This is a genomic window from Leuconostoc sp. C5 (genome assembly GCF_056530425.1).
On the sequence record NZ_CP134351.1, the window covers coordinates 1,339,846 to 1,356,351 of the forward strand.

The following is a 16,506-nucleotide window of genomic DNA, read 5'->3' on the forward strand; positions in this document are numbered from 1 at the left end:
AAATGAATTAAATAAACATTAAAATAATAATATTAATATAAGTCTTTAAATATCAATATCGATTCTATTATCAACATTTATGTTTTAATTGTATATAAATTTTTTAAAATATTAATATATGAAATCATTCATGTGTTTTATTGAACTATATGAATTACTAAAATAAATCTACTATAGTTAAGTAAAGGTGCAGAGTGTAGCCATAGATTACAGTACTTTCTAAATTAGAATGATCATGCCTCAAAACAAAATAAAAAAGGCTTTCGCCTCTTCTTTAACGTAAGTAATATGTGCCATCATTTCCAAAATTATATTGCTGACCATCTATCTTTTGAATACCTTGTAATGCTCGACCATTGGCATCTGTATAATACTTCTTGCCCCATGTTTCACGCCATCCTGCATTTTGACGAACACCGTTCACGAACCAGTAATATGTGCCCATGTAATAACGGAAGCCTGTATATGGCTTACCATTCTCAAACCAGTTATAACCACCATTGGCCTTTGAATAGCTTGGTGAGTACAAATAGCCACTCGCTGCGCTCTTCAAATTATACGTACCATTTGTACCAAAGTCATAGGCTTGTCCATCAATAATTTGGATACCTTGCAATGCACGACCACTAGCATCCGTATAATACTTCATGCCCCATGCTTCACGCCAACCAGCATTTTGACGAACACCGTTCACAAACCAGTAATAAGTCCCTTGGTAGTAGCGGAAGCCTGTATATGGCTTACCATTCTCAAACCAGTTATAACCACCATTCGCTGTTGACAATGATGGTGAGTACAAGTAGCCACTCGCTGTCCCCTTCAAGTTGAAAGTTCCATTCGTACCAAAGTCATATGCTTGTCCATCAATAATTTGAACGCCTTGTACTGCACGACCATCAGTACCAACGTAGTACTTCATACCCCAAGCTGTTTCCCACTTACTCTCTTGACGTTGTCCTGTTTCAAAGAAATAATATGTGCCCATATAATAACGGAACCCAGTGTACTTTTTACCACTTTCAAACCAGTACCACTGATTGTTATCCGTTACATCTTGTAAGTAACCTGATGCAAAACCTCGCTCATAATAGGTTTTATCGTTACCAAAGTTATAAGCAACACCATTCACAGCAAATTGGCCTTGCTTCACACGGCCGTCATTACCGAAGTAATATTTCTTCCCAGTATTATCTTGATGAATCTCATTATCAACTCTTTTATATGTTACTGGATCGAAATAATAATATGAATTTGCATAGGTTTGCACACCACTTAAGCGAACACCATTTTTAAACAAATAATAACTAGTATTGATATAGTCGTAGACATAGCCATTGGCTAATTCATTATCAACATAAAACTTATTGTCAACCCAACCAATTTTCATATCAGTTAATTCTGATGTTGCTTTATTTCCTACAAGTTCCTCAACGCTAGCACTTTTGCCATCATAAATCCATGTACCTTGAGCTAAAACAGTATCCAATACTTTCGTGCTCATACCATCAGCACTTATTTGAATCAAAAATGATGGTGCAAACGTGGCATTCATTCCTGTCCCAGCTTTTTCATTACGATTACTCATATATGAAGTGACCAATAATAAATCACTACGTCCCTCAACGGGTACTGCATAATATGAATACGTATCAGTTCTTGAAGTAAATAATTGCGTCCCAGTAACCACACTACCGCTACCATTCAACGGTGTATAAGGTCCAAATAAGCTATCTGAAACATAACCCATCATACCAACATTAATATTAAAATCAGCTGTTGGCACAACACTCTTACTCAAACGTGTATCTGTAAAAAGATAAAATTTCCCGTTCAATGGCACAATATTAGCACGTTCGATTTCATCGGTAATACCATTGGCTGCTAGAAGTGGTGAGTAAACTTGAGCAACTGTAGGATTATTTTGATCTTTAGTCAATTTAATCAGGCCGATTGCACCATTAGCCTTTTTTGATAGTTTCAGTTTATCTGGATTCTGTAGTGTATCAACTTTGGCTTGTTGATTAAATTCTTCTGTTCCGCCATAATATGTATCGTCATTTACGGCATCATCACTTTGATAATTGTTTGTACCGGTATTAGCTTCGAAAGCTAAGTAGCGTTCTCCGTTTACTTCGATAACATGAGGATCACGCAGTGTGAAATTATCGCCTGTCGCATAATTACCGCCTTTATCCCACTGCTCGAAAGTTTGATAATTTTCTCCATCCCCTTCGAAAATAACGTAATCATTATTGACTTTGGCAACATTCAATTCTAAATCATCATAAGACATTGATAAGTTTGCTGTTGCTAGTCTTTGAACAGTCATCGGTTGATCTGTTTTTGTGTAGAACAATTGAATACTGTCATCATCATTGACCGTTGCAGATCCAGACCATTGTTGCTCATTCCATTTCGCATCGAAACCAAAAACAGGGCCAGCATTTTTCCAATTATTTAATGCTGTATCACCATACTTAGTGTAGAGCATATAAATATGTTGATCGTTATCTTCTTTAGGATAACCAGCCAGGGCAAACACGATATTATAGCCATGATAATTTGCAACAGCACCAGTTTTTGCATCTTGTAACGCCCAAGAATCCCAAACATCCAAGTCTTGAATTTGACCAGTCTGTGCATCTGCCGTTGTCATTGCTGGCAAATTTTTAATCGCATCAGCATTAAAATAAGGAACAGATGTGTCTGGATTTAAACTAGCAATATTGTCAGCAACATCCTTTAAATTAGCATAAGTCATGTTAGTTGTTGACGTACCATCAGCATTTTTAGTGACGACGGTTGTTTTTGAATTCAAATCTTTTGAAACACTATCATCTAGTTTTTCTACAAATGGAGTTGATTGCTTCTGACTAGACTCATCATTTACTTTTGCATTATCTGTAGCAGTTTCAGCCCACTGTTCGTTATTACTGCCACTTTCTGATTCAGACGTATTAACTGCTGTTTTTGTTTCAGCTACTGCGGTAGTTGATGTTGTATCTTGATTATTTGTAGTTTCAGCTTTTATTGCCTCATCCTTCTGAGCAGTATTGTTACTAGTAACCTTAGCATCGCTGTTTGATACCTCCGCTGAGTTAGAATTGCTATCATCACTATTAGTTGTAACAGTGACCGCATCAGTGTTACTAGTATCTACCTTGTTGTCATCTGATTCCGTAGAGGAAATACTCGATTCGGTTGCGCTAGATGTTGTAGTCGCATCTGCAGTAGTTGTACTGTTCGTAGTATCCGCACTAACAATGTTGGGTGCTACCACGACTGCAGCTGCAACCGCAGCTCCGGCTACCCATAATTTCCCAGCCTTATATAACTTTTTTCTCATATGAACTCTCCACTTTATACTACTTATAATATATCTTTGTTAAGTATAAACGCTTATCATTTCAATAGTATTACATTCGCTTGTTAAGCGTATATCATAAATAAAAAAAGACGCCGTATACGTCTTTTTTTATTTAATCTATACAATTTTATTTAGCAATGGAATTTTATGAATAATTAGTACGAGAGCAGTTGATGCTAACCATACAATGATCGGCAAAATGAACATGTGTTTTAGCGAACTGTCGGCAATATGTAACTTTCTCTCAGCAAAATAAATGAAGAATTCATGAATCACATACACACCAAGCGATGTACTGGCTACTTTTTGCAAAGCAAGTTGCACTTTAGGACTCGGTTGATATGTCGCCAAATGACTTTTAGCAAATTCAAATACGCCGATGGAGAGTATAAATCCAAATAATCCCCAAATATCATAGACTTCGCGTGCAAATTTGCCTCTTTTGATGGAGAGGTAAATTGTCAACGCAATCATGATGGCTACTGATGCTAAGGCAGCCACATATAGCATATTTTTTTGCCATTTGTGTAAAACAGTATTTTTTAAGTACCAACCAACCACGAAAAAGCCAACGCCACCAGCAGCACCTATTTGTATGCCATGTAGAAAAAAATTATCTGTTTGTAAACGAACTTCATAGTAGTAACTTAAGATATTGACAAAGACCATATTCACTGCTAATAAATATAAGGCTAGTGTTTTATCAGCTTTATTCGTAATTTTAGCTAACAGTGGTGCACTGATATAGAAACCAATGACGAAATAAAAGAACCAAAATATCGGCTGGATACTATTGTGCATGACCGCATCGATAAATTGACCAATATGATAATCAGTTGGTTGATGAAATATAAATGGATTTAAGATATACCACACAAATGACCAAAAAATAAATGGCACAAAAACCTTGGTCATTCTTTTTTTGAAAAAAGTTACTGTATCATATCGTTCGCGATAATCTAGCAAATGGGCACCAGACATCATAAAAAAGATTGGCACTGCCCAAATAAAGGTAACTTGAAGTATTACCGCTATAATCCAGTGCGAATCACCAGTTTGATTTGAAAAAGCATATTCTGAGGTATGAAGGAAAACAACTGCTATCGTAGCAAGTATTGTCAGAATATCCATGTAATAATAACGCTTCATATTTTTACTCTCAATATTTTTTTAATTTTTCGCAATAAAAAAGGCTTTCGCCCTCATGAATTAGCGCATGTAATATGTGCCATTATCACCAAAGTAATAGTCTTTACCATCAATTTTTTGATGTCCCTGAACAGCACGACCCGTGCTATCTGTCCAGTATGTGTAACCCCATGCATGTCGCCAACCCTCATTTTGACGAACGCCGTTCACAAACCAATAGTAAGTACCCATATAATAGCGGAAGCCAGTGTATGGTTTCCCGTTTTCAAACCAGTTATAGCCACCGTTGGCAGTTGAGTAAGATGGTGAGTACAAGTATCCACTAGCCATCCCCTTCAAATTATAGGTGCCATTTGTACCAAAGTCATAAGCTTGCCCATCAATAATTTGAATGCCCTGTAAGGCACGACCAGTATTATCAGTGTAATACTTCATGCCCCAAGCTTCACGCCAACCGGCATTCTGACGTACACCATTGATAAACCAATAATAAGTGCCCATGTAATAGCGGAAACCAGTGTATGGTTTGCCATTTTCAAACCAGTTATAACCACCATTGGCAGTTGATTGTGATGGTGAGTAAATATATCCGCTGGCCGGCTTTCCATTTTGATAGAAAATGCCATTATTGTAGCCATTGGCGTTAATCGAAATTAAGTTTTGATAATCAATCGAAACATCAAATGTTCCTTTTACACCAGGAAAACTAGTATTACTGTTCCATTGCCACATACCGTACGATTGATTCCATAAAGAACTAGCGCTTGGCTGGTATGGATATTGTGCCATCCATACCCGATTATTACCTATATATGAAAAATTCAAGTTCGTTTCATTAACATAAGAAACATATGTATAAGTAGAAGTATTTGTATATCCAGCAGCTTTAACTTGCGCGTTAAAGGCTGTTGCATTGGCAGTTACACTGCTATTTTTTGTGTATGATTCTTCCAAATCATCAACCATCAACGTATCTTTTGGTAGTTCTAATGAGGCTGCGTAATTAGTAAAATACTTTGCTTCAGCTTGCGCGTCAGCTTTTGAAGCGTACCATGAATAGTGATATGCGCCAACTTGTAGGCCAGCTTCTTTAGCATTAGTAATCTGCGATTTAGCATATGGATTTTTATATGAATCGGCTTCTGAAAGTTTCACAATTACGGCTTTAACACCATAATTTTGCATCTTCTTATAATCAGCCACAGAAATAGTTCCATTGTTAGAGGAAACATCCACAACATCCATTCTAGGTAAGCCAGAAGTACCTGCTGTGATAGCAGGTACACCATCAGCTGCATGAGCCTGACCAACAGCTACTAATGAAGCAGCAATGCTCACCGCTGCGATGCTCGACCAAAAAGTTATTTTATTCATTTACACACTCCCACATATGTACACTGACCGATGTCAGCAATTTTTTTAATTATGAAAATTAGCCTTTGCGTAATCAACAACTGACATGTTTTGTTGAGAAGCTTCAGTGATAATTTTCTTGATATCGCTTGGTGCCCATTGATCCGCTGGTAATCCCGCCGCAATAAGTTGCTTACGTGTTTCAGCAATCATTTCTGATGTCACTTCAACGCCTTGAACGGTTTTGTTTGGATCATAGGTTGGGCTATCCGTTGTATTAGAACTTACAGAACTAGAGGATGATGAACTATCTGAAGATGACGACTCTGAACTTGACGAGTTTTCTGATGAACTAGATGATGTCGTTTGCTCAGAGGAAGAACTAACAGATGAAGAACTTGATGAAGATGATTTTTCAACTGAACTGCTTTTCGAAGTCTTCGATGAACTTTTCGATACTTTAACTGTTGTTGACGATTTTGATGTTTTCGAAGAATCATTATTTTGATGCCCTAAGGCTATTATCCCCACAATAACAACAATGACAGCGGCAATGATACCAAATATTTTTTTCATTAACACTTCTCTCCCATAAGTAAAAAAACAATTAGCAATGTTCTAACCTTAAGTACTCATTTTGACATAATGCCTGCTAATTTACAATAGGTTGACGGCAGCTGTTACCCAATTGTCAAAAAGCTGTAGTCATTATCAATATTTTTTTTGGTATTTAAACTTGTAACACCAATTAAAAATAACCTGGTGGGTCGCATTTCGAAATAGTTAACCAAAGAATTAATATTTTTAATAGATAGATTCTGCGCTTCATCAATAAAAATGTAATCAAAGTTTTGTAACTTCTTCGACTTTATCTTCTTCATGAACTGGCGAATTGGAATGATTTTCCAGTCATAATTTCGTCTCAAGCTAGATTGAGCAGCATTTAATTTACCAACGTGCACAATTAAGACAGTATTATTTTTGCTCAATTTTTTAACAGTATCGTACAGCATCAGTGCTTTTCCATTCCCAGATGGTACATTAACAGCATAGAAACCTGACTCACTGATTGTTAAAATATTGTTCTGAAGTACTTGTTGCTGTTGACTCAGAAGATAGTCCTCCTCTAAAAAAGCATGTGTTTCTCGAAACGGCGAAACTAAATATAAATTGACCTTAAACAAGCTATCTAAATTGCCCATATCTATACTATCGAAAGTTGCCAGTATCCGATAAAATTCTGATGCTAAAAATAAATGCGTTGATGATATATCTGTTGCCTCTAGTTCATCTTGTTCAGTTAATGTGTAGATAATGTCTGAATCTGAGTTATAAGTAAATAGTTTAATTTCTTTAGCAACTTGTGACAAATAGTATTTATTGTTGATTAACTGTTTTCTGACCTTCTCTTCATCATAATCAGCTTGGCTTTTGAGCTCAATATTAACTACACGATGCCTTTGATCAAAGGCTAATAAATCGAACTCCTTACTAATTTTTGGCATACTGTAACCAATATAAAAAAAATTTAAGGGTACCTGCTCATCAATAAAATGACGCACTAATCGCTCAATCCCTTGTAGTTCTCTTTCACGAATAGATAGCACACCTAAATCATTTAGATAATGTTTGATGCTTTCAGACTCTATATTTGAAGCAATTTTTCTTAAATTAGCTGGTTTCAACATTGCACTCACTATTTCCTTAAATGTCGCCGAATTGTATCGTGCCTTTTTTATTATAGTACCAATAAAATATTCTAATTAAAAGTTGAAAAAAAGCAGAAACGAATGACGTTTCTACTTTTTGGTTACTGATTAGAATTTTTCTTGCGCTGTAAAATAATCACGACAATCAAAATAATGATTATGATTAACAATACAGCACCTATCAAAATGTACAGCCAATTACTATTATTAGTATTTGCTTTTACATCAACATCTGATTTGTTTAAATCTCGTGCTTGTTTTAATTTAATCGTGAAATCTTTAGTGAATGTCCATTTTTTGACTTGCTTATTAGCTGTAGCTGTAACTTTCATTTTCAGCGTATAGTCACCAGCCTTCATTGACGTACCATTTAATGAAATAGGATAAGTCAAATGACTATTTGGCGCAATTTGCATATCACTTTTAATCGATGTATATACTGGTTTCTTACTATTTTTAGAATAAATTTTAGCATCAACTGATACTTTAGACATCAAGACCGATTGATCATTTTGAAGTTCGGCGTTAACCACATTGCGATAATTAATTTGTCCAGGCTTAACTTGAAGTAAATTAAGATTAGGATTAATTGCTTTATCGGTTTCCTTTAATAAGATAGCCACCGCATATGAGTATTCATTTTGGACCGTTGTGCCGTTTTTTGCTTTATTTTGATTTACTTCGCTTGATTTTTGTTGAAATGTCAAACCACCAAGTAATATACCATCAAATGATTCTTTAGGCATAGTAATATGGAAAACAACGTTTTTAGACGAACTGGCGGGGATTACAATACTCGAAGGTCCCTTGACAATATCTGAAATGTTATATTTCAAAGAGTCGTCTTTTTTTATACTGGATTTACCATATTCGACAACCCCATTGGAATTTGTTTTAGCAGTATTAACGCCAACTTCAACAGTGATATCTTTTTTTGTATCATTTTTCAACGAAACCGTAACGTCTTGCTGTTGATCCGAATTCATTTTCAGATTGAAATATGTCTTTGACTTATCAATTTGATTGTCAGGAATAACGGTGTTTACTGAAAAATTCATTTCAGCAGCAATTGCTGTGTTATTAAATACAAAAAAAGAAAACATAATCATGAATACCATCAGTAACAATACTTGAATTTTTTTAATCATCATGTTAATGTCCTCTTTGCATTCAATTATAGTTATTCACTTGGCGCATCATACAACTTCCATGTCAAAGTCGCCGAATAATTAACATCTTTTACTTTTTCTGCACCCGCTGGGACTTCTAAAGTAACACTCTCAGCAGCATTTTCTTTGGTTCCCATCGTATATAATGATGTACCACGACCGGTACCTTTGTCAGCATGCATCAGTTCTTGTTCTGCACCTCCCAATATCGCATCACTATGTACATTATCCTGAGTTAATGAGTTATTGAAGGTTGCCTCATTTCCAGAAACGTACGTTCCATTTTTAAGATGAATCTGTGCACCTTTTAATATATATGGCTTAGTCTCATCATCAGGATTTGTTGCTTGAAAGTTTCCTTGCGACACAGTTAATCTCCATCCTTGACCTGATCCTGATCGAGAATCAGTCACTTGAACAAAGTTAGGACCTTCCTGTTTGTTATTGTTATTATCCCGATACTTTTGAGCAAAAGCAGAATACTCTTGTTTCAATGTTGATATTTTGTGATTTCCAAAATTAAGTGAAGATGCAAAGTCAATTGTTAGTGGTCCGCTTGTTCCATTTGAATGAGTTGTATCTCCATCTTGTTCTGTGGGTTGAACACTATTTTGACCACCATTTGGATTTGTGGGATCTAACACTGACTTTGAAGTATCATCTTCACTAAATGTAATTGTTGCGTTTGATGTTGTTGAAACATCATCTGCATGTACCACAGTGAGTGGTGCTATTGCCAATCCTAAACTAGCTAATCCTGCTAAACTTAAAATTTTCTTGTTAATCATAATTCTTCCCTTTTTCTGTTCTCTTATTCTCTGAAATAATCACCATCGTAATGATGATAACACTGCATAATATGTATGATAATGATTGCCTATGTGTTACAGCTACACTTGGTAGTCGTGTAATGACCGGTATCACCTCCTTTCGAGTTGAGACATAACCAGACTGACGGCCAAATTTACCATGAGCCATTGGTGCATTCACTAATGTACCTTTAGCTGTGGACATTTGATTGGTTGACTGTTGTTCAACAGGTATATATTCTGGCATTTGAAAACTTATTTGCGCGTGAGATTCAATTTCAGATCCCAACACATTGGCCGAACAAACAATCATAGAACTAACAATTACGTAGCTAGACAAGACACACAACAGAATCTTTTTTAGTTTCATGTAGACTCTCATGGACTATCAACCAATGTCCATCTCAGCGTTGCAGTATAATTACCTATTTCTGTTATTGTGTCTAAATTAGATATTTGTATATCGTAGAAACTATATTGTTTCTTTTCTTTGTTATAGCTCCAATCAGACAATAAATTACCAGTCCCATCATCTTGCCAGGGCCAATAATTAATACGTGCCGATGTTGTTGTAAAGTCTTGTAAAGACGTTGTTAAGCTGCCCGAGCTGTAATCACTCTTCACTAACTGCCAACTAACATCATTAGCGAATGATCCATTTTCTGATGTGAACTGTTTAGCCAATTCAACGTTAATTTTTATTTCTTTACCTTTTTCACCACTGACTTGACAGTTACCTTTCCAATTACCAATCAAACTTGTTTCACTATTCATCTTGTGAGAACCAAAATCTACATCTGGAGCAGAGATTAACTTTGGTGACACATCATTGTTTCTATCAATTGGCAGTTCCAAATCTGGAAAAGTACTACTTGTTGGAAAAGTGTTATTTCCTACGTATTTATGTGCAACAATGTTACCATTAAACGTACCAATACCAGACAGTGTGACAATGCCTTCAGGCGATAATATGGCATTACTTGTTTCTTTATTATTGCTCTGCCAATCAACATTACCTGTATAATTAGTTTCAGAATCTATATTATAAAAATTAAACATGATATTTTTGCTTTTCGAAACCGAATCAAAAGCCATGCTACCTGTTGAAAAATTGTTCACACCGGAAGTATCGATTGTAATAACGACCTTCTCCACATCAGATATTCCCTTAATTGACAAAGAATAGCCAGGAAAATCACTTGCTTTAACAGTTAAATACTTGACATTATCTTCCGATGGAATATGACTCGCATCAATTGTTATCGTACCCCCCCACTTGTTTTCAACAGTGGCATTATTATTTTTGGAGTGGTTGGCGATTATTTTTGATACAGATGATAGCCTCGCGAGTTCTGTATCTATATCCAAATACTCATCATTATCAGCATCTTGCCGTAACACTTTTGGTGTTTGGTTTAGTTTTAAGCCGTTGATTGTTGATCGTCCATCGGTTGCTGTTGGCTGTAAATATTTAAAAGACGAGCCTAAAATCAAAGTATCGTTATTAAATGTTGCCTGATCATTATTAGACTGTATGCTTCTTTGAAGATAGGAAATACCCTTATGACCAGCTGAACTACCACCTTTTCTAATCATGTCTTGTGTAGCAAAATTACCTTCTATTGGTCGATCGTCAAGATCCATTATTTTTGAAAAAACATTGAAGTGACCAGATAATCCCAATCCCGTATTCTTTGATTCTGAAAAATCATCTTGCCAGTGACCTGCTGCTGGCAAAGTGACCCTAGTATCGTCTTCTGCAAGTCTTTGAAATTGATATGTACTTGATGGTTTCTTGTATTGATATGTGGTTGATACTGATGTTCGTTGAGGTGAAAAATTAATATACCATGCACTCACAATCACTACAGTTAACATTCCCAATAGAGGTAATAGTGCTTTTTTTAACATGAATTCCTCCTTTCTAATACACTTAAACGCTTATCATTGTACCAGTTACAATGTGAAATCAAAACAACAGAAATATGTTTTTTTATAATCGTTTATTAATCCACAATAATATTTATACTTTAGTTAATTACTATCTTAACGATTTTTGTTTAGAATATTTTGTATCAATAGCTTTAATACAAGTAAGTACTTGCATATTAAATTAGAACGAATAACAATTTCAACCCGACGTATTTTGAGTCGTTTTGCTTGACTTATTGTAAAATGTATGTTATTAAATATTATTTTCACAAGTAAAATAGCAAACAAAAAACCTTACTCCATATAAGATAAGGCTTCTTTCCAAACTATATTTTTATCTCATCAGCATGAATTTAACTACTACTACTTTATCCCTGCCAAAAACTCCCCCAGCGCCTCGCGCCAAGTACTAATCTCAAATCCTGTCGCCTTAGCCTTCTCCAAACTCATCACTGAATGCTTTGGTCGGTAAGCTTTTTGTGGAAATTCTGCGCTAGTTACTGGGGTAACATCAACATCTGTATCTTTCAAAATTTCCCGAGCAAAGTCAAACCATGTGGCAATGTCGTCATTAGACAAATGGTAGATACCATAAGCCGCCTTAACCTCTACCAAATGAAGCATAAACTCAGCCAAAGTACGTGTCCAAGTTGGCCGTCCCAGTTGATCATTCACAACTGTCAACTTGGGATGAGTGGCTGCCAAGCGTTGCATGGTGTAAACGAAGTTATTGCCAAACTCGCCAAATACCCAACTTGTGCGAACAATGTAGGCATCAGCGCCACTTTCAGTAACAGCCAATTCACCGGCTAGTTTAGCTCGTCCGTAGGAATTTTTTGGGTTAACCGCATCTGATTCGAGGTATTCGCCCTCGTTGGTGCCATCAAAAACATAATCTGTTGAAACGGCTACCAGCTTTGCCTCGTATAATTTAGCAGCATCGGCAACATTTTTAGTCCCATCAACGTTAACCTGCCAGTTTAACTCGCGCCCGTCATCTTCGGCTAGATCAACTTTTGTATAGGCCGCCGCATGCAAAACAACATCCGGTTGCTCTTGTTCAAACGCTGATAACACAGCTGCGCTGTTCGTAATATCGAGCTGTTTTGAATCAAAAGCGACAAAATCTAGTCCACGTTCGCGCAATAACTTTTGTAATTCTTGCCCTAGTTGACCATTAGCACCTGTAATTAAAAACTTCATTCCAATTCTCCCTCATAGACAAAAAACTCACATGCGTGAGTTTTAACTTTATTGATTATTCTGTGCGTACTTGGCTTCAACTTCATCTTTTTCAGCTTGCCACCAAGATTGGTTGTCTTTGTACCACTGGATAGTGTCGGCTAAGCCAGTTTCAAAATCAGTGTACTTTGGTGTCCAACCCAATTCTTCGCGAATTTTTGTGGCATCAATTGCATAACGTAAATCGTGGCCTGAACGATCTTGAACAAAGTCGAAGTCATCTTCAGCTTTACCCATATCTTTCAAAATAGCGCGTAATACTGTGATGTTGTCTTTTTCACCATCAGCACCAACCAAGTACGTTTCGCCAATTTTCCCCTTAGTCAAAATTGCCCAAACTGCAGTCGCATGGTCGTAGGTATGAATCCAGTCACGGACGTTTTTACCGTTTCCATACAACTTTGGCTTAATTCCGCTGATAATATTCGTTACTTGACGAGGAATGAACTTTTCAATGTGTTGGTATGGGCCATAGTTGTTTGATGTATTCGAGATAGTAGCTTGCAAGCCAAACGAACGTACCCAAGCACGAACTAACAAATCAGAACTTGCCTTTGTTGATGAATAAGGGCTTGAAGGACGGTATTGTGATTCTGGTGTGAACTTATCACCGGCACCTTCACCATGTCCTGGCAAATCTTCACGCAATGGCAAGTCGCCATAAACTTCGTCAGTTGATACATGGTGAAAACGCTTGTTATACTTGCGTGCTGCTTCAATTAAGGTATATGTACCAATAATGTTTGTCTGCACAAATGGAGATGGGTCTTTTAATGAATTATCGTTATGACTCTCAGCGGCATAGTGGATCACGGCATCGGTCTCAGATACCAATTGATCAACCAATGGTGCATCAGCAATGTCGCCAACCACTAATTTCACACGGTCTTCTGGCAAACCTGCTAAGTTTTCCTTGTTCCCAGCATAAGTTAATTTATCTAAAACTGTCACAGAAACATCAGGATGTTCTTCGACAATGTAACGGACAAAGTTCGCCCCGATGAAGCCGGCACCGCCCGTTACTAAAATATTCTTATATTCAGTCATGAATGTTCTCCTATTACAATTGCTCTTTTGTTAGTGGCACGACATCTTTTAGCAAAGGATGATTTTTGTCTGCTTCACTTACTTCAGCATTTTCGATACCATACCATTCAATGCCCAAAGCAGGATCTGCGTAATTCACAAAGGCATACTTTGGCTTTAAATCTAGTGCCCAGTAGTCATTGACTAAGTATGAGTATGATACCATTTCACTCAATACTTGGAATCCATTAGCCACACCACGTGGTACATAAATGCCCTTACTAGCATCAATAACCGTTTGGTAGACATGTCCAAATGAATCACCTTCGCGTAGGTCAACCCAAGAGCCCAACACACGACCATTATCAGCCACAGAAATGTACTTATCCCATGGTTCAGCATGCAGGCCACGGAGCACACCCTTTCGTGATAAGGACACATTGTTTTGTAACTTATCTTCTTTAAAAAAGGATTCTGGAAAACCAAGGGGTAACATCTTTTCTTTTTGGAAGTTTTCCTTAAACCAACCACGATTATCACCATGCACGGGAATATCAAACACCATCATCCCCGGAATAGCTGCAATTGGTTGTGCTGCCAATTTTTTCTCAAAAAATTCTTCAGTCATGTAAACGCCTTATTCCCCTTCTTCATCAACAATTCTTAGCAAATATTGACCGTAATCATTCTTTTTCAATGGTTGTGCCAACTTTTCTAATTGCGCAATATCAATATACCCCATACGGTAAGCAATTTCTTCTAATGAAGCAACTTTTAAGTTTTGTTGTTTTTGAATCGTTGCAATGAAGGAAGAAGCTTCGAGAAGTGAATCGTGTGTCCCAGTATCAAGCCAAGCATAGCCACGTCCCATGACTTGAACATCCAAATCGCCACGCTCCAAGTAAGCTTGGTTAATATCAGAAATTTCAATTTCACCACGCTCTGATGGTTTAACGTTGGCAGCGATTTCCACGACATCATTGTCATAGAAATAAAGACCGGTTACGGCGTAATTGGACTTTGGCTGTTCTGGCTTTTCAACAATAGACAAAGCTTTGCCATCCTTGTCAAATTCAACCACACCAAATCGTTCCGGATCCTTAACTTGATAACCGAACACTGTGGCACCAGATGTTTTCAGAGCTGCTTCTTGTAACTTCTCTGATAGCCCTGCGCCATAGAAAATATTGTCACCTAGCACCAAAGACACAGCGTCATCACCGATAAAGTCAGCGCCAACAATGAACGCATCAGCCAAACCGCGAGGCTCTTCTTGAATTGCATATTCGATATTTAGACCAATTTCATGACCATTACCAAATAGTTCTTCAAAACGTCCAACGTATTCAGGCGTTGAAATTAGCAGAATATCCTTAATACCAGCTAACATCAAAACAGACAATGGATAATAAATCATTGGCTTGTCATAAATTGGCACCAATTGCTTACTTGTTGCCTTAGTAATTGGATAAAGTCTTGTGCCGGAACCTCCGGCTAGGATAATACCTTTCATTTTTTCTCTCCTTATATATGCTCGCGCATTTTACATCAAAGAATGGTGTCCATTAACTTAGTTCGAACCAAGAGTCTTTTCTTTCTTTAGAAAGTCAACTGGAATTGCGCATGTTCGTCCATGGATTGACAGCTTTTTCACTGTCTCGCCATTAATGCTTTGTATATTCTGCGCTAATGGTTTCTCGCCTGAAAACAATTCTGTCTCTAAGTTCGATAATTCCTCATAGCTCATACCATACTTAATTCCCAGAACCATCCATCGTGATGCTTGGCGAACTTCGCTAATACTTTGTGAATCCATACGCTCATTGATTATTTTTCTCAAACCAGCAATTAGCGTTTCTCTCTCTTGTTCATTTTTCTGAAGCTTAATAATCTCTATCACAGTTGTATATGAGCTATTAAATAGTCGACCAATATACATTGCCTTGAGCTTAGATTGTTGTGCCAAAGACCAATTAGGAGAAGTCTCAATAATGTTGAATACCTCCGATAAGATATTGAGGTATTTCCAAGGTTCATTGTAGGTATAACTTGAACTCTTGCCCAGATTACCAAAGTCTTCTCGTTGGTTCCAATAATAGTAATCTTTATCCGCTAAGATAGAGATCTTTCTCGAAACAGAGTAGGCTTTCATGTTGAAAACTTGATCTTCTTCGACTGGAATGTAAGTACTGTCAGGGAATCTAACATCATATTGATTTAACATAGCCCTTCGATACATCTTATGGGGTGCTAACGTACTGAGAATATGATCCGTTATGATGCTCGCGTCTTTAATGTTCGTGCCGTTTTTAAAGGGAACCTGTGTGCCGTTGTACATTTTGCCTTCAGCGTATTTGCCAATAATGACATCAGAATCATTGCCAGCAAATGCAACAAAAGCCAACAAGGTGTCATCCGCTAAATTGTCATCTTGATCCATAAGCATGATGAATGTCCCACGTGCTTTTGCTATTCCATGATTTCTTGGAATGCTTGGATAACCATGATTCTGCTCTTCGACAACTATTCGCAAATGTTTAAGTTGACTCTCATATTCCTGAATAATATTTAACGGCTTAGTACTCTTATCATCAACAATAATCACCTCAAAATCATTTTGGTTCATTGTCTGTCTGACCAGAGAGTCAAGCGCTTTTCTGATATAATTCCCAGCATTGTAGTGTGCAATCACAACTGATACTTTAAATTCATCTTGATTCATTCTCAGTCTCTCCCAAGCCTTTAAATTA

Annotated in this window: 14 protein-coding genes; all 14 read right to left on the minus strand. The window is 36.9% G+C overall.

What is annotated here, in order from left to right:
- Positions 1–274: 274 nt before the first annotated feature.
- The 14 genes from RHP56_RS06775 to RHP56_RS06840 all read right to left on the minus strand — a co-directional run bounded on the left by RHP56_RS06775 (position 275) and on the right by RHP56_RS06840 (position 16,478).
- A complete protein-coding gene (locus RHP56_RS06775; protein WP_258983959.1) occupies positions 275–3,346 on the minus strand; it encodes a glycoside hydrolase family 68 protein in 3,072 nt (1,023 codons plus the stop codon).
- Between the two features lie 138 nt (positions 3,347–3,484).
- Positions 3,485–4,516: an acyltransferase gene (locus RHP56_RS06780; protein WP_102753644.1), complete on the minus strand. Its 1,032-nt coding sequence runs from the start codon at positions 4,514–4,516 to the stop codon at positions 3,485–3,487.
- A gap of 60 nt (positions 4,517–4,576) precedes the next feature.
- Positions 4,577–5,890 carry a GH25 family lysozyme gene (locus RHP56_RS06785; protein ID WP_102753645.1) on the minus strand — a complete coding sequence of 438 codons (1,314 nt, stop codon included), beginning with the start codon at positions 5,888–5,890 and terminating at the stop codon, positions 4,577–4,579.
- 45 nt (positions 5,891–5,935) lie between these two features.
- Positions 5,936–6,445: a hypothetical protein gene (locus RHP56_RS06790; RefSeq protein WP_011680104.1), complete on the minus strand. Its 510-nt coding sequence runs from the start codon at positions 6,443–6,445 to the stop codon at positions 5,936–5,938.
- Positions 6,446–6,549: 104 nt separating this feature from the next.
- Positions 6,550–7,557 carry a hypothetical protein gene (locus RHP56_RS06795; protein WP_102753647.1) on the minus strand — a complete coding sequence of 336 codons (1,008 nt, stop codon included), beginning with the start codon at positions 7,555–7,557 and terminating at the stop codon, positions 6,550–6,552.
- Between the two features lie 122 nt (positions 7,558–7,679).
- Positions 7,680–8,729 (minus strand): WxLIP family cell surface protein, encoded by a 1,050-nt coding sequence (locus RHP56_RS06800; RefSeq protein ID WP_102753648.1) that lies wholly within the window; start codon positions 8,727–8,729, stop codon positions 7,680–7,682.
- A gap of 29 nt (positions 8,730–8,758) precedes the next feature.
- Positions 8,759–9,535 carry a WxL domain-containing protein gene (locus tag RHP56_RS06805; RefSeq protein ID WP_102753649.1) on the minus strand — a complete coding sequence of 259 codons (777 nt, stop codon included), beginning with the start codon at positions 9,533–9,535 and terminating at the stop codon, positions 8,759–8,761.
- The gene (locus RHP56_RS06810) at positions 9,528–9,926 is read right to left on the minus strand and encodes a hypothetical protein (protein ID WP_102753650.1); all 399 of its coding nucleotides are present in this window, start codon (positions 9,924–9,926) and stop codon (positions 9,528–9,530) included. The genes RHP56_RS06805 and RHP56_RS06810 overlap by 8 nt, the downstream gene beginning before the upstream one ends.
- 8 nt (positions 9,927–9,934) lie before the next feature.
- On the minus strand, positions 9,935–11,467 hold the full coding sequence (locus tag RHP56_RS06815; RefSeq protein WP_102753651.1) for a hypothetical protein: 1,533 nt from the start codon (positions 11,465–11,467) through the stop codon (positions 9,935–9,937).
- A gap of 384 nt (positions 11,468–11,851) precedes the next feature.
- Positions 11,852–12,691 (minus strand): dTDP-4-dehydrorhamnose reductase, encoded by an 840-nt coding sequence (gene rfbD / locus RHP56_RS06820; RefSeq protein ID WP_102753652.1) that lies wholly within the window; start codon positions 12,689–12,691, stop codon positions 11,852–11,854.
- Positions 12,692–12,739: 48 nt separating this feature from the next.
- Complete coding sequence (gene rfbB / locus RHP56_RS06825; protein WP_102753653.1) at positions 12,740–13,777, minus strand: dTDP-glucose 4,6-dehydratase; 1,038 nt, start codon at positions 13,775–13,777, stop codon at positions 12,740–12,742.
- 13 nt (positions 13,778–13,790) lie between these two features.
- Positions 13,791–14,384, minus strand: a complete 594-nt coding sequence (locus RHP56_RS06830; RefSeq protein WP_102753654.1) for a dTDP-4-dehydrorhamnose 3,5-epimerase family protein — start codon at positions 14,382–14,384, stop codon at positions 13,791–13,793.
- A 9-nt stretch (positions 14,385–14,393) separates the two neighbouring features.
- Positions 14,394–15,269 (minus strand): glucose-1-phosphate thymidylyltransferase RfbA, encoded by an 876-nt coding sequence (gene rfbA / locus RHP56_RS06835; RefSeq protein WP_102753655.1) that lies wholly within the window; start codon positions 15,267–15,269, stop codon positions 14,394–14,396.
- 57 nt (positions 15,270–15,326) lie between these two features.
- The gene (locus RHP56_RS06840) at positions 15,327–16,478 is read right to left on the minus strand and encodes a glycosyltransferase family 2 protein (RefSeq protein WP_102753656.1); all 1,152 of its coding nucleotides are present in this window, start codon (positions 16,476–16,478) and stop codon (positions 15,327–15,329) included.
- Positions 16,479–16,506: the final 28 nt, after the last annotated feature.

Bases quoted from the DNA above. Each gene is read 5' to 3' on its own strand.
- RHP56_RS06775 (WP_258983959.1), bottom strand. From the start codon at position 3,346: ATGAGAAAAAAGTTATATAAGGCTGGGAAATTATGGGTAGCCGGAGCT.
- RHP56_RS06780 (WP_102753644.1), bottom strand. From the start codon at position 4,516: ATGAAGCGTTATTATTACATGGATATTCTGACAATACTTGCTACGATA.
- RHP56_RS06785 (WP_102753645.1), bottom strand. From the start codon at position 5,890: ATGAATAAAATAACTTTTTGGTCGAGCATCGCAGCGGTGAGCATTGCT.
- RHP56_RS06790 (WP_011680104.1), bottom strand. From the start codon at position 6,445: ATGAAAAAAATATTTGGTATCATTGCCGCTGTCATTGTTGTTATTGTG.
- RHP56_RS06795 (WP_102753647.1), bottom strand. From the start codon at position 7,557: ATGTTGAAACCAGCTAATTTAAGAAAAATTGCTTCAAATATAGAGTCT.
- RHP56_RS06800 (WP_102753648.1), bottom strand. From the start codon at position 8,729: ATGATGATTAAAAAAATTCAAGTATTGTTACTGATGGTATTCATGATT.
- RHP56_RS06805 (WP_102753649.1), bottom strand. From the start codon at position 9,535: ATGATTAACAAGAAAATTTTAAGTTTAGCAGGATTAGCTAGTTTAGGA.
- RHP56_RS06810 (WP_102753650.1), bottom strand. From the start codon at position 9,926: ATGAAACTAAAAAAGATTCTGTTGTGTGTCTTGTCTAGCTACGTAATT.
- RHP56_RS06815 (WP_102753651.1), bottom strand. From the start codon at position 11,467: ATGTTAAAAAAAGCACTATTACCTCTATTGGGAATGTTAACTGTAGTG.
- rfbD (WP_102753652.1), bottom strand. From the start codon at position 12,691: ATGAAGTTTTTAATTACAGGTGCTAATGGTCAACTAGGGCAAGAATTA.
- rfbB (WP_102753653.1), bottom strand. From the start codon at position 13,777: ATGACTGAATATAAGAATATTTTAGTAACGGGCGGTGCCGGCTTCATC.
- RHP56_RS06830 (WP_102753654.1), bottom strand. From the start codon at position 14,384: ATGACTGAAGAATTTTTTGAGAAAAAATTGGCAGCACAACCAATTGCA.
- rfbA (WP_102753655.1), bottom strand. From the start codon at position 15,269: ATGAAAGGTATTATCCTAGCCGGAGGTTCCGGCACAAGACTTTATCCA.
- RHP56_RS06840 (WP_102753656.1), bottom strand. From the start codon at position 16,478: ATGAATCAAGATGAATTTAAAGTATCAGTTGTGATTGCACACTACAAT.